The sequence below is a fragment of the Streptomyces sp. MCA2 genome, assembly GCF_023544705.1.
GTDB lineage: Bacteria > Actinomycetota > Actinomycetes > Streptomycetales > Streptomycetaceae > Streptomyces > Streptomyces decoyicus.
In genome coordinates this window covers 1-12,367 of sequence record NZ_JAMJFM010000081.1, presented here as the reverse complement: position 1 = coordinate 12,367, position 12,367 = coordinate 1, and the positions used below count along the sequence as shown (strand labels likewise).

Annotated in this window: 9 protein-coding genes; 6 read left to right on the top strand and 3 right to left on the bottom strand. The window is 73.6% G+C overall.

What is annotated here, in order from left to right; genetic code table 11:
- Positions 1 to 195 precede the first annotated feature (195 nt).
- Positions 196 to 2,487 carry a protein kinase gene (locus M8I34_RS38840; RefSeq protein WP_250057819.1) on the top strand — a complete coding sequence of 764 codons (2,292 nt, stop codon included), beginning with the start codon at positions 196 to 198 and terminating at the stop codon, positions 2,485 to 2,487.
- A gap of 52 nt (positions 2,488 to 2,539) precedes the next feature.
- On the opposite strand, the gene M8I34_RS38835 is transcribed toward M8I34_RS38840, so the two are convergent.
- Complete coding sequence (locus M8I34_RS38835; protein ID WP_250057818.1) at positions 2,540 to 3,766, bottom strand: winged helix DNA-binding domain-containing protein; 1,227 nt, start codon at positions 3,764 to 3,766, stop codon at positions 2,540 to 2,542.
- A gap of 37 nt (positions 3,767 to 3,803) precedes the next feature.
- Positions 3,804 to 5,426, bottom strand: coding sequence for a class I adenylate-forming enzyme family protein (locus M8I34_RS38830; protein WP_250057817.1), 1,623 nt, complete (start codon positions 5,424 to 5,426; stop codon positions 3,804 to 3,806).
- Positions 5,427 to 5,556: 130 nt separating this feature from the next.
- Between M8I34_RS38830 and M8I34_RS38825 the strand changes: the two genes are divergently transcribed.
- The 4 genes from M8I34_RS38825 to M8I34_RS38810 all read left to right on the top strand — a co-directional run bounded on the left by M8I34_RS38825 (position 5,557) and on the right by M8I34_RS38810 (position 9,884).
- Positions 5,557 to 6,759, top strand: a complete 1,203-nt coding sequence (locus M8I34_RS38825; RefSeq protein ID WP_250057816.1) for an amidohydrolase family protein — start codon at positions 5,557 to 5,559, stop codon at positions 6,757 to 6,759.
- A gap of 5 nt (positions 6,760 to 6,764) precedes the next feature.
- The gene (locus M8I34_RS38820) at positions 6,765 to 7,919 is read left to right on the top strand and encodes an acyl-CoA dehydrogenase family protein (RefSeq protein ID WP_250057815.1); all 1,155 of its coding nucleotides are present in this window, start codon (positions 6,765 to 6,767) and stop codon (positions 7,917 to 7,919) included.
- Positions 7,920 to 7,926: 7 nt separating this feature from the next.
- The gene (locus M8I34_RS38815; protein WP_250057814.1) at positions 7,927 to 8,925 is read left to right on the top strand and encodes an acyl-CoA dehydrogenase family protein; all 999 of its coding nucleotides are present in this window, start codon (positions 7,927 to 7,929) and stop codon (positions 8,923 to 8,925) included.
- Between the two features lie 473 nt (positions 8,926 to 9,398).
- The gene (locus M8I34_RS38810; protein WP_250057813.1) at positions 9,399 to 9,884 is read left to right on the top strand and encodes an ATP-binding protein; all 486 of its coding nucleotides are present in this window, start codon (positions 9,399 to 9,401) and stop codon (positions 9,882 to 9,884) included.
- Positions 9,885 to 10,223: 339 nt separating this feature from the next.
- Here M8I34_RS38810 and M8I34_RS38805 read toward each other — a convergent pair whose 3' ends face one another.
- The gene (locus M8I34_RS38805; protein ID WP_250057812.1) at positions 10,224 to 11,150 is read right to left on the bottom strand and encodes a cyclase family protein; all 927 of its coding nucleotides are present in this window, start codon (positions 11,148 to 11,150) and stop codon (positions 10,224 to 10,226) included.
- A gap of 108 nt (positions 11,151 to 11,258) precedes the next feature.
- On the opposite strand from M8I34_RS38805, the gene M8I34_RS38800 reads away from it, so the two are divergent.
- Positions 11,259 to 12,167 (top strand): SDR family oxidoreductase, encoded by a 909-nt coding sequence (locus M8I34_RS38800; RefSeq protein WP_250057811.1) that lies wholly within the window; start codon positions 11,259 to 11,261, stop codon positions 12,165 to 12,167.
- Positions 12,168 to 12,367 lie beyond the last annotated feature (200 nt).

Below are 12,367 nucleotides of genomic sequence, written 5' to 3'. Positions count from 1 at the left end.
CGGCGAAGGACGGAGAGGTCGCGCGTCGTTGCGCCGAGCGGGCCGCACGCGTCGATGCGGGCACGTATCGTGAGACGCCGAAGACCGTACGCATCCGCATTCGGCGGGAAGACGACCGGAAGTGACCGTAGGCGCCGGCGCCGACGGGCGGCTCCGGCGCGACGGTAGACACAGCGTGCGCTGCGGGGAGGCGTCGTGGACGAGTACGCGGGAAGGGTGCTCGCCGAGCGATACCGCCTGCCGTTGCGGCCCCTCGGCGACGACGAATTCAGCGAGACCCGGGCGTTCGACACCTTCAGCGGGCAGGAGGTCCTGGTCCGTCAGGTGCCGCTGCCGGAGGTCGTCGAGGCGGAGGTCGTGGGGGCGGAGGCGGCCGGGCCCGCCGGGCGGAGTTCCGGCGGCGGCCGTCCCGGCGCCGCGCGGGTGACGGCGGGGGTGGCCGACCGCAGCCCCCGCGACCCCGCCGTACGGCGCGCGCTGGAGGCCGCGACGACGGCGGCCCAGCTGGCCGACCACCCCCGGCTGGAGCAGGTCTTCGATGTCTTCGCGCAGGACGGCAGCCTGTGGATCGTCGCCGAACTCCTCACCGCCCGCCCGCTGTCCGCGCTGCTCGGCGGGCGGCCGATGTCCCCGCACCGCGCGGCGGAGATCGCCGCGGATCTGCTCACCGCGCTGCGGGTGCTGCATGCGAACGGCTGGCTGCACCGCAATATCACCGCCCGTACGGTCCTGGTCTGCGAGGACGGCCGGGCCATCCTGACCGGCCTGGCGGCGGGCGCCGCCCAGGAGGCGCTGTGCGGGGACGAGGCGCTTGGCGGGGCCGGGTCTCCGCAAGCTGACGGCCCCGCACCTGAGGGGTCCGCACCTGGCGGGACCGCATCTGGCGGGCCCGCGCCGGAAGAGTCCGCCTCCGCCGAGACCTCCGCCGCCAAGACCTCGCTGACCAAGCCCGCACCGGACGGCGGCGCCCCGGAGACCACCGCGTACGGCCGGCCCACCGCCGGGCTCGCCGCCGAGCGGGCGCGGCAGGCGCGGCTGACCGTCATCGGCCCGGTCACCGAGCGCTGGGCGCCGGAGCAGGCCGGACCGGTGCACGAGAACTGGCAGTTGGCGCCACCGGTCGGCCCGGCCACCGATCTGTGGGCGCTCGGCGCCCTGCTGTACCGGAGCGTGCAGGGGCAGCCGCCGTTCCCGGAGGACAGCGCCGTCGAACTGGCGCAGCTGGTCTGTTCGCAGCCGCCCGCGGGCGCCGAGGAGTGCGGGGCGCTGCGTCCCGTCGTCGAGTCCCTGCTGCGCCAGGACCCCGCCGACCGCCCGGCTGTCGAGGAGCTGGCCGGCTGGCTGCGGTCGTTGATCCGTACGGCACCGGAGCCGGAGGCCGGCAGCCGGCTGGTGACGATGCCGGCGGCCGAGGACGGCGATCCGCGGCGGCTGCCGATCGTGCGGCGCCGCGGTGAACTCGTCCGGAAGGGGCGGCACAAGAAGACCAGGACGCCCCGGCGCGCCCGGACCCGGCCGGCACCGGCCGTCGTGGGCGCATCCGCCGCCGCGGCCGCACCCCCCGTCCCGCCGGCGCCGGACCCGGAGCGGTCCGCCGCGCCCGCGCCCCGTCCGCCCCGCCCCCCGAAGCAGCCCAAGCCGCTCCGGCAGCCCAGGACGGCCCGGCCGGACCGGCCCGCCGAGCCCGGCACGCCTGCGGGGCGGAGCGGGACCGCGGACCGGGATCCGTACGAGCAGCAGGTGTCGGACCAGGGCGGCCGGGAGGGTGCGCCGCGCCCGGCGGGTGCGCCGCGCCGGTTCGGCCGGCTGCTGCTCACCGCGATCCTGCTGCTCCTGGTCGGTGCGGTCATCTACGCGATGGCGTTCCTGCCCGAGTCCGGCCAGGACTCCAAGGCCGGCGGGCGCGGCGCGGACCGTACGGGCACCTCGGGCGAGGCGCCCGGCCCCGGCCCCACGCCGTCCGGGGGCCAGGGAAGCGAGGGGGACGGCGGCTCCGCCGGCACCGGCGCGCCGCAGACCACCAGGCCGACGGAGCTGGCCAAGGGCTATGAGGTCCGCTCCGACCCCGAGGGCTTCCAGGTCGCGGTCCGCAAGGGCTGGCAGCGGCGCGGGGCGAACGACCGGGGCCAGGTGCGCTATGTCGGCGGGGACTTCGAGCTGGTGGTGGTGCCAGGCCGCGACGCGACGGCGCACTCCGGCACCGACCCCATGGCGTACATGCAGAACAAGGAACCCGAGCTGGCCCCGTACCGCTCCTCCGGCTGGGCCTCGGCCTCCGGTCTCCAGCGGATCGACGTCGGGAAGACGGCGATGGCCGAGGGCACCTTCTCCTGGCGCGACGGCAGCGGCCGCGAGGTGTATGTGCGCAACCTCGCGATGATCCACAACGGCCGTTACCACCTCGTCCTCCTCATCGGACCGGACGGCGGCCGGCACGAGGTGGACGAGCTCTACGAGCAGGCGACGAGCTCCTACCGCCCGGGCTGAGCGGGGGACGGCCGGGCGGTGGTCCGGCCGCCCGTGGTCCGGACGTCGGCGGTCATCGGCTCAACTCCCGCTCCAGCGGGCTCCGGAAGCGCGGGGTGACACGGACGTCCCCGATCCAGGCCGCCAGCCGGGCCGCCTCGGCCGTCACCGCCGCGGCGGCCTCGCTGCCTCCCCCAGGCCCCCGGCGTCGCTCGGGCAGGGAGGTGCCCCCACCGTCCGTCAGCAGCCGCCAGACGATCTCGCCGTCCGCGCGCTGGGCCCAGCCGCCGATGATCCGGCCGCACCACCACACCGTCGGTCCGATGTTGCCGGTGCGGTCGAAGAGCTGCGGTACGTGTTCCGGGTCGAGGTACCAGTCGCGGGCCTTCCAGCCCATCGCGGTGGGGTCCAGCGCGGGCAGCAGGGCGGCCCAGGGTTCGGGCGCGGCGACCGGTTCGAGGTCGTCGGGCAGCGCCACGCCGGGGACCCCGTCGTCCAGGTCCACCTCGACGGCGCCGGTGGCGGCCAGCGCCTGCCGGGTCGCGGTGAGGGTCCAGCCCGTCCACCACTTGAGGTCCTCGACGGTCGCCGGGCCGTACGAGGCGAGCCAGCGGCGGGCGAGGTCGGCGCGCGCCTCGGGGGCCGGCGGCGCGGCCAGGTCGGCGAACGCGGTGCCCGGCCGCCAGCGGAAGGTGCTGCTGGTCCAGCCGCCGCGCGGCCGCCCGCGCCGGATGCGGCCCTCGGCGGCCAGGGTCCGCAGGATCCGGCTGGAGACGGCGACGGTGGCCTGGTACGGCTTGCCGGGGGAGACCACGAGGGTGTCGCGCAGGTCGGGGACCTCGGCGGCGAGCTCGGCCGCGGTCGCCTCGCCGTGTGCGCGCAGCGCGGCCAGCGTCCTCGCCTCGACATCGGCCAGCCGTCGCTCGTCCCACCCCGGGGCGCCCTCGGTGATCCACTTGACCGTCCCCGCCCGTTCCTTGGCGGCGATGGCCCGCGCGGTGGAGGAGGCGACGACCGGTGCCAGCGCGGCGCCGACCGCGAAGAGCGTGCGGCGCATGCACAGCATCCGGACCAGTGACCCCTCGTCGTACAGCGCGCGCTCCACGTCGGCCGGGTCCGGGGCGGCCAGCCGGGCGCAGGCCGCCAGATGGACGGTCGCCGGATCGCTGGCGTGCAGCCCCACGAGCGCGTCGGCGACCTCCTCGGTACGAGCTGCCCGGTAGGCGGGCGCCAGCAACTGCCGCCGTCCGAGGCGGGCACGGCGCCCGGCGGTGTCGATACGGGGTCGGGAGTGACTCATGGGGTGACGGTACGGGGCGGGTAGGACAGGAGGTGTCCTACCCGGACAGGCCCCCGCCGGGTGTCCCGCGCCTCCTCGGCGCGCCCCTCCCCGGTGTGCCCCTCCCCGGAGCGCCCCGCCCGCCCCCGTACCGGTCCCGCAGCTCCTGCTTGAGGACCTTGCGGAGGGTCGCGCCGCGCGGCAGGACGGCCGGCAGCTCCAGTTGTTCGGGGAGCTTGTGCGGGGCGAGGCCCTGGGCGAGGAGGTGCGCGCAGACCTCGTGCAGCGTCAACTGCTGTGCTCCCGGGGGCTGTTCGATGACGGCGCAGACCTTTTCCCCGCGCTCGGCGTCCGGCAGGCCGATGACCGCGGCGTCGGCCACGCCCGGATGTCCGTGGAGGAGCTGCTCGATCTCCTGGGCGGAGATGTTCTCGCCCTTGCGGATGATGATGTCTTTGAGGCGACCGGTGATGACGAGGTGGCCGGTGGGGGTGAGGTGACCGAGGTCGCCGGTGGGCAGGAAGCCGTCGGGGGAGAGGGGGGCGCCTCCCGTGCCGTCGGGGCACGGGGGAGGGCCGGGTTCGTCGAGGTAGCCACGGCAGACGGCCGGGCCGCGCAGGGATATCTCGCCGGTGCCGGGCGCGATGCGGATCTCCATACCGGCCGCCGGCCGGCCGGCGGTGGTGGCGAGGTGCTCGGGGCTGTCGTGCGGATCGCCCATGGTGACCATCGGGGCCTCGGTCATGGCGTAGCCATGGGTGAGTTGGCAGCCCAGCTCGGCGACGACCGCGTGATAGAGCCCGGGCGGCATGGGCGCCCCGCCGCCGGCCAGCAGCCGCAGCGACGGCAACAGCCGCTGCCCCGGCGGCAGCCTGCGCTGTTCGGCGAGGAAGAGGGCGTAGAAGGCGGTGGAGCCGCCGGCGACGGTGACGCGGTGGCGGCGGTAGGCGGCGAGCGATCCGGGCAGCGCGAAGTGCTCCAGCAGGAGGGCGGGGATGCCGTGCAGCAGGAGCAGGACGGTGTAGTCGGGGCCCGCGACATGGGCGTACGGAAAGGCCATCGAGCCGATGTCGGACGGGCCCAGGCGCAGCGCGTCGCCCAGGCAGCGGCCGGCGGTGCGCAGGCTGTGGTCGGTGTGGAGGACGCCCTTGGGGCCCGCGGTGGTGCCGGAGGTCCAGTAGATCCAGCGGATCTCGTCGGCGTCGGCGGGCGGCGGGGGCAGTACGGCCGGGTCGGCGTCGGGGAGGGTGTCGTAGGCGTCGATGACGGTGAGCGGTCCGGGCAGCGCGGCGGCCAGCCGGTGGGCCATCGCGCGGTGGTCGAAGCCGCGCCAGGTGCCGGGGACGGCGAAGAAGGCGGCGCGGGTGCGGCGCAGCACCTGGCCCACCTCATGGTCGCGGTAGAGCGGGACGACCGGGCTCTGGACGGCGCCGATACGGGCCAGCGCCAGGCTGAGCAGCACGGTCTCGATACGGGTCGGCAGCTGCCAGACGACCCGGCTGCCGGGCCGCACGCCCCGTTCGTACAGGCCGGCCGCCACCCGTTCCGCGCGCCGGTGCAGGGCGCCGAAGGTGATCACCCGATCGTGCCGGGCGGACTCGGCTCCCTGGATGAGGGCGGTGGCGCCGGGGGTGCGGGCGGCGCGCCAGGCCACCAGGTCCCAGAGGGTGGTGCCGGTCATCCGTCCCTCCCATTGCTGACGGCTCGTCAGATTGTGGGCCGAGAGTAGAGGTCGGCGCCTTGTCGGTCCAGAGGGCCCGGGGCTAGCCTCTTTCTGACGGGTCATCAGAAAATGGGCCGAGGGGACAACGATGGGGAACCCGATGGAGCTGCCGCGCATCATCAGCGTCGACGACCATGTGATCGAGCCCGCGCACCTCTTCGAGACCTGGCTGCCGAGGAAATACCAGGACCGGGGGCCCAAACCGCTGACCACGGGCATCGGCGAGCTGGCGTACATCGGGGGCAAGTACCGGATCACCATGGACCCGGACGGGCCGCCGGCCGACTGGTGGATCTACGAGGACCTGAAGTTCCCGTACAAGCGCAACATCGCCGCCGTCGGGTTCGACCGCGACGACATGACGCTGGAGGGCATCACCCGCGAGGAGATGCGGCCGGGCTGCTGGGACCCGGCCGAGCGGCTCAAGGACATGGACCTCAACCATGTCGAGGCCTCCCTGTGCTTCCCGACCTTCCCGCGCTTCTGCGGCCAGACCTTCGCCGAGGCGCAGGACAAGGACGTGGCGCTGGCCTGCGTCCGCGCGTACAACGACTGGATGGTGGAGGAGTGGTGCGGCGGCAGCGGCGGCCGGCTGATCCCGCTGTGCATCATCCCGCTGTGGGACATCGGCCTCGCGGTCGCCGAGATCCGGCGCAACGCGGCCCGCGGGGTGCGGGCCGTGACCTTCTCCGAGATCCCCACGTACCTCGGCCTGCCGTCGATCCACTCCGGCTACTGGGACCCGTTCTTCGCGGTCTGCCAGGAGACCGGCACGGTCGTCAACATGCACATCGGCTCGTCCTCGCAGATGCCCGCCGCCTCGCCCGACGCCCCGCCCGCCGTCCAGGCCGCGCTCTCCTTCAACAATGCGATGGCCTCGATGATGGACTTCCTCTTCTCCGGGGTCCTGGTGAAGTTCCCGCACCTCAAACTCGCCTACAGCGAGGGCCAGATGGGCTGGATCCCGTACGCCCTGGAGCGCGCCGACGACGTCTGGGAGGAGCACCGTGCCTGGGGCGGGGTGCGCGATCTGATCCCCGAACCGCCCTCCGTCTACTACTACCGGCAGATCTTCTGCTGCTTCTTCCGCGACAAGCACGGGGTGGCGTCCCTGGACAAGGTCGGCCGCGACAACGCCACCTTCGAGACCGACTACCCGCACGTCGACTCGACCTTCCCGCACACCAAGGAGGTCGCCCTCGACCATGTGCAGGGCCTGGACGACGAGACGGTCCACAAGCTGATGCGCGGCAACGCGATCCGCATGCTCGGCCTGGACCTCGACAAGTAGCCGCCATGGACCTCACGTACACACAGGAAGAGGAAGACTTCCGGGCGCGGCTGCGCGGCTGGCTCGGCACGGTGCTGCCGGGCCTGCCCGCGAAGCCCGCCGCGACCGACTGGCCGGGCCGGCGGGCGTACGACACGGCCTGGCAGCGGATGCTGTACGACGCCGGATACGCGGGCCTGCACTGGCCGGAGGATGCCGGCGGGCAGGGCGCGACCCCCACCCAGCACCTGATCTTCCTGGAGGAGACCGAGCGCGCCGGGGCGCCCTACGTCGGCGCGAACTTCGTCGGGCTGCTGCACGCGGGGCCGACCCTCGCCGCCGAGGGCACCGCCGACCAGCGCGCCCGCTGGCTGCCGCCGATCCTGCGCGGCGACGAGATCTGGTGCCAGGGCTTCAGCGAACCGGACGCCGGCTCCGACCTCGCCGCGCTGCGCACCCGGGCCGTGCGCGACGGGGACACCTACGTCGTCAGCGGCGCCAAGATCTGGACCTCGCACGCCGAGGTCGCGGACTGGTGCGAACTCCTCGTCCGTACCGACCCGGCCGCGCCCAAGCACCGCGGCATCAGCTGGCTGGCGATGCCCATGGACGCCCCGGGGGTCACGGTCCGGCCGCTGCGCACCCTCGCCGGCTCGGCGGAGTTCGCCGAGGTGTTCCTCGACGAAGTGCGGATACCGGCCGCGCACCGCGTCGGCGCGGAGAACGACGGCTGGCGGGTGACGATGGTGACGCTGTCCTTCGAGCGCGGCACCGCCTTCGTCGGCGAGGTGGTGGCCTGCCGCCGGGTGCTCGGCGCGCTGGCCCGGGCGGCGCGCGCCAACGGCCGCTGGGACGACGCCGTGCTGCGCCGCAGACTGGGCCGGCTGCACGCACAGTTCGCGGCGCTGTGGCGGCTGACCCAGTGGAACGTGAGCGAGGCACAACAAGGCGGCGGTGTGCCGGGAACCGGCGGCTCGGTCTTCAAGCTGCGCTATTCGCAGGCCCGCCAGGAGCTGTACGACACGGCGGCCGAGGTGCTCGGCGCCGGGGCGCTGGACGCGGACCACGAGTGGGTCGCGGACCGGCTGTCATCGCTCTCGTACACCATCGCGGCCGGCACCTCGCAGATCCAGCAGAACATCGTCGCCGAGCGGATTCTCGGCCTGCCGAAGGGGCGGTGACCGGGCCGTGTACTTCCAACTCACCGAGGACCAGCGGGCGTTGCGGGACGGGACCCGTGAGCTGCTGGCCGGGCGGTTCGGCCGGGACCGGCTGCGGGCCGCGGTCGGCGACCCGGCGCTGGACCGTGCGCTGTGGCGGGAGCTGGGCGCGGCCGGGTTCTTCGCGCTGCGGCTGCCGGAGGAGGCCGGCGGGGTGGGGCTCGGGCTGCCGGAAGCGGTACTGGTCCTGGAGGAGGCCGGGCGGGCGCTGCTGCCGGGGCCGCTGGTGGCGTGCCAGCTGCTGGCCGGGGCGGTGGACGGTGTCGCGTCCGGCGAGAAGATCGTCGGGCTGTGCGAGGGGGAGCGGGAGCCGGTGCTGTGGGAACACCCGGCCGACTGCGATGAGTTGATCTTGGTGGAGGGCGGTGCGGGCCGGTCCGCTCACGGGGCCGGGGGCGAGGCCGGGGGCGCACAGGGGCGCACGGGCCGCGCCTACCGGAGTGCGCCGGACCGGGCGGCCTGCGCCCCGTTCGCCTCCGTCGATCCCCTCACCCCGCTCGCCCGCGTCACGGACCTGCCGCGTACCGAGCCCCTGGCCCTGGAGGTCCCCCGGCTCCGGCGCGAGGCCACGCTGCTCACCGCGGCGCAGCAGCTGGGCAGTGCGGCCCGTACGGTCGAGATGGCGGTGCGCCACGCCCGCGAACGCGAGCAGTTCGGTGCCCCCGTCGGCTCGTTCCAGGCGGTCAAGCATCTGTGTGCGCAGATGCTTGTACGGGCGGAAATGGCCCGAAGTGCGGTGTATGCGGCGGCGGTCACGGAGAGTGCCCTGGATGTCACTGCCGCGAAGCTGCTCGCCGACGAGGCCGCGGTGGCCAACGCGCGGGACTGTTTGCAGGTCCACGGCGGAATGGGCTTCACCTGGGAGGCCGATGTCCATCTGCATCTCAAGCGGGCCTGGTTGCGGGCCGCGCGCTGGGAGGTGGCGCGCGAGGCGGAGGAACTGCTGGCGGCGGGCTTGATCGCCTGACGGCGGCGGCGCGGAGGCCGGCCCGGCGGCGCCCGGCGCCCGGCGATGTCAGACTCTGGCAACCCGTATGCGAAATGTCGGACTCCGCACACAGAAGTGGTCACGGAGTGTCGATATCGGGTTGTGTCCTAGGCGTGACTCGTCACAGGGGGGAGTCGGCGTTCCGCTCGGGTACGCTCCGTTGGGTGCGAGTGGTTCTGTGGCGCAACGAACCCGGTGTCGTCGGAAAGACGGCTCCGGGGTACGGACTGCGCGCCGCTCGCCCTTGGGCAGGGCGTGGTCGCCCCCCTTGTTCGACTCCCCGCAAAGTGCGTCGCACAGTATGCAGGACGCATACTCCCTTGCGCTGGAATATGCCCGAAGCGCTTGTTGGGGTGACTCAACGTCAACCATGCTGTGCATCGCCGGGGTCACGCACCGTGACTCCGTGGAGGCGCGAGGCGATGTTTCCGCCGGTTCGGATGGTGTGAGCGGTGCAGGTGCTTCAGGTGCAGTTGGACGTACGGCCCGACCCCGCGGAGGTGGGGCGGGCCCGGCGGTGGGCCCGGTCGCGGCTCGTGGGTTCCGGTATAGGGGTCGACGAGCCGCTTGCGGAGACGCTGATCCTGTTGATCTCCGAGCTCGTCACCAACGCCGTGGTGCACACCGGCGCGGCGGCGGAGCTGCGGATGTGCTTCTCCGGATCGGGAGCCGTGGTGGGCACGGTCCGGGTCGAAGTGGTGGACGCCAGTGCCCGCCCGCCGCGCCAGCGGCACGCGGACGGCGACGACACCAACGGCCGCGGCCTGGAGCTGGTCGACGGTCTGGCCGACCGCTGGGGATGGCAGCAGGAGGGCGGCGGCAAGCGGATCTGGTGCGAGGTGGACCGCTGCCAGCCGCTGCTGCTGGCGGCAGGGTCCGACCTGGGTGCCTACGAGCCCCCTCGCGCGACGTCGCACGCCGTGACGCACCGGGCGTGATCCACGCCGTTCGGTGCGGAGCCGGTGTGGTGCCGTCGGGTGCGGCACGTCGGGTGTATCGAATTTAGTCCAGACCAGGTGTTGACGTGGCGTGTTCAGTTGATCACTCTTGGGTGGAGCGATTCGCCGCGAGGGGACGCCGAGGTCGTGCGGGAGCCGGGATTCCGGTCCGGGGCCTCGACGAGTGCGGATCGCGGCCTGGTCGGGCCCCGGCGGAAGCCGGGGACGGGTGGCGGTCCGCAGTGCCGTGCTCGGGGCGCGCATGAGCGCACCGCCACCTGGCCGTCCGGGCGCCGTCGTGCCGCCGGCCGTGGGGGCCGGCGGCCCGACGCGGCCCGGTCAGAGGATCGCCACGGGCGCGACCGGTGTGCCGGATCCGCCGACGAACGGTTCGGCCATCGCGGACAGCAGGAACGCCGAGCGGCCCGCCTCCGCGCAGGCCGTCGACAGCTCCTCCAGATTCCAGTTCTGGCCCTGGAGCATGCCCATCTCGACGAGATCGAGCGCATGCACCGGCATCCACAGGTTCTCGATCTCCGGCGGGAAGATCTCGAAGGTCAGGGTGTCGTTGGCGACCGCCGCGACATCGCGTGCGTGGAACCACTCCGGGGTGCGCAGCGACAGGCCGGGTGACGGGAACGCGTAGGCCTGCCGGTCGCCGGCCAGGTAGTGCCGCAGCTGCCCGGTCCGTACGAGGACGAGGTCACCGGCCCGTACCTTCGTCCCGGCCAGCTCCTCGGCGGCGTCCAGGTCCTCCGGGGTGACGGCGTGCCCGCCGGGCAGCCGGTCGGTGCCGTGCGCGCGGGCCACGTCCAGCAGGACCCCGCGGGAGACGATCGGGGTGGCCTTCTCGATGCCGAGGACGGTGGCGCCGTGGTGCGCGGTGACCGAGCCGGCGGGGCGGTTGTTGTAGAGCCGCCCGGAGTGCGAGACATGGGTGAGGCCGTCCCAGTGGGTGGCGGCCTGGAGGCCCATCGTGACCGCGTCGTCCGAGGTCGCGACCGTGCCGGGGCCGAAGATCTCCTGGTTGATGGCGGTCATGGTGTGCAGCGGGTTCACCCGGCCGGGGATCATGCCGGTCTGTACGCCGTCCTGCTGGAGCGGGAGCGCGAGCGGGATGCGGCGGCCGCTGCGGATGCAGCCGGCGGCCTCCCGTACGACCTGATCGGTGATCAGGTTGAGGGTCCCGATCTCGTCGTCCGCCCCCCAACGTCCCCAGTTGTTCACGCGTTTGGCGATGTCGTGGAACTCCTGCGGCAGGGGCATGGGCACTCCTCGGGATGGCTGGGTTCGGTTCGGCCCCGGGTCTTGTGTTCGTCCCGCGTCTGCTCAAAAATCTAACGGTCCGTCAGAAACTGCGGGAAGGGTCACGGCATGGGGAACTTCTTGGCCGGCAAAGTGATCGCCGTAACGGGGGCGGGCCGCGGTATCGGCCGGGCGGTGGCTCTCGCCTGCGCGGACCAGGGCGCCAAGGTGGTCGTCAACGACTACGGGGTCTCCATCGAGGGCGGCGCACCCAGCAGCGAGGTCGCCGCATCCGTGGTGAAGGAGATCGAGGCGGCCGGGGGCGTGGCGGCCGCGGTGGCCGACGACGTGTCCACCATGGCCGGCGGGCAGCGGATCGTGGACACCGCGCTGGCGCAGTTCGGGCGGATCGACGGCGTGGTGTGCGTGGCCGGGATTCTGCGGGAGCGGATGCTCTTCAACATGTCCGAGGAGGAGTGGGACCCGGTGGTCGCCACCCATCTGAAGGGGACGTTCACGGTCTTCCGGGCCGCGTCGGCCGTCATGCGCAGGCAGGGGTCGGGGACCCTGCTGGGCTTCACCAGCGGGAACCACCAGGGGTCGGTGTCCCAGGCCAACTACGCGTCCGCGAAGGGCGGGATCATCTCGCTGGTGCGGAGCGCCGCGCTGGGACTGCACAAGTACGGGGTGACGGCCAATGCGGTGGCGCCCGTCGCGCGGACCCGGATGTCGGCGAACGTGCCGATGGAGCTCAAGGAGATCGGCGAGCCGGAGGACGTGGCGGCGCTGGTCGTCTATCTGCTCAGTGAGCAGGCCCGGGAGATCACCGGGCAGGTGTACACGGTGGCCGGGCCGAAGATCGCCGTCTGGGCCCAGCCGAGGGAGCTTCGCTCCGTGCATGCCGACGGGGGTGGCTGGACGCCGGAGCGGGTGGCGGAGGTGCTGCCGGGGTCGGTGGGGACCGATCCGATGCCGATGCTTTCGCAGGTGGCGGCGATGGCCGCTGCGGCGGCGGGGGCGGCGCGGCCTAACCAGTAGATGGCTTGCGGGCGTTGCCGGTCGTCTCGGCGGACTGACTCCCGCGTTGTCGGCTTTCCCGCCGTGGGGGTTGTTCGCCGTTGCGCCTGCGGCGGGCGTGGTGTTGTCGGGTGCGGCTTCTTGGTCTGCCCCGCGTGGTCGGCTTTCCCGCCGTGGGGGTTTGTCGCCGTTGCGCCTGCGGCGGGCCGGTGGGTGTCGGG

Excerpts from the sequence above, each read along its gene's own strand:
- M8I34_RS38835 (WP_250057818.1), bottom strand. The coding sequence starts at position 3,766 with ATGAGTCACTCCCGACCCCGTATCGACACCGCCGGGCGCCGTGCCCGC.
- M8I34_RS38830 (WP_250057817.1), bottom strand. The coding sequence starts at position 5,426 with ATGACCGGCACCACCCTCTGGGACCTGGTGGCCTGGCGCGCCGCCCGC.
- M8I34_RS38825 (WP_250057816.1), top strand. The coding sequence starts at position 5,557 with ATGGGGAACCCGATGGAGCTGCCGCGCATCATCAGCGTCGACGACCAT.
- M8I34_RS38820 (WP_250057815.1), top strand. The coding sequence starts at position 6,765 with ATGGACCTCACGTACACACAGGAAGAGGAAGACTTCCGGGCGCGGCTG.
- M8I34_RS38805 (WP_250057812.1), bottom strand. The coding sequence starts at position 11,150 with ATGCCCCTGCCGCAGGAGTTCCACGACATCGCCAAACGCGTGAACAAC.
- M8I34_RS38800 (WP_250057811.1), top strand. The coding sequence starts at position 11,259 with ATGGGGAACTTCTTGGCCGGCAAAGTGATCGCCGTAACGGGGGCGGGC.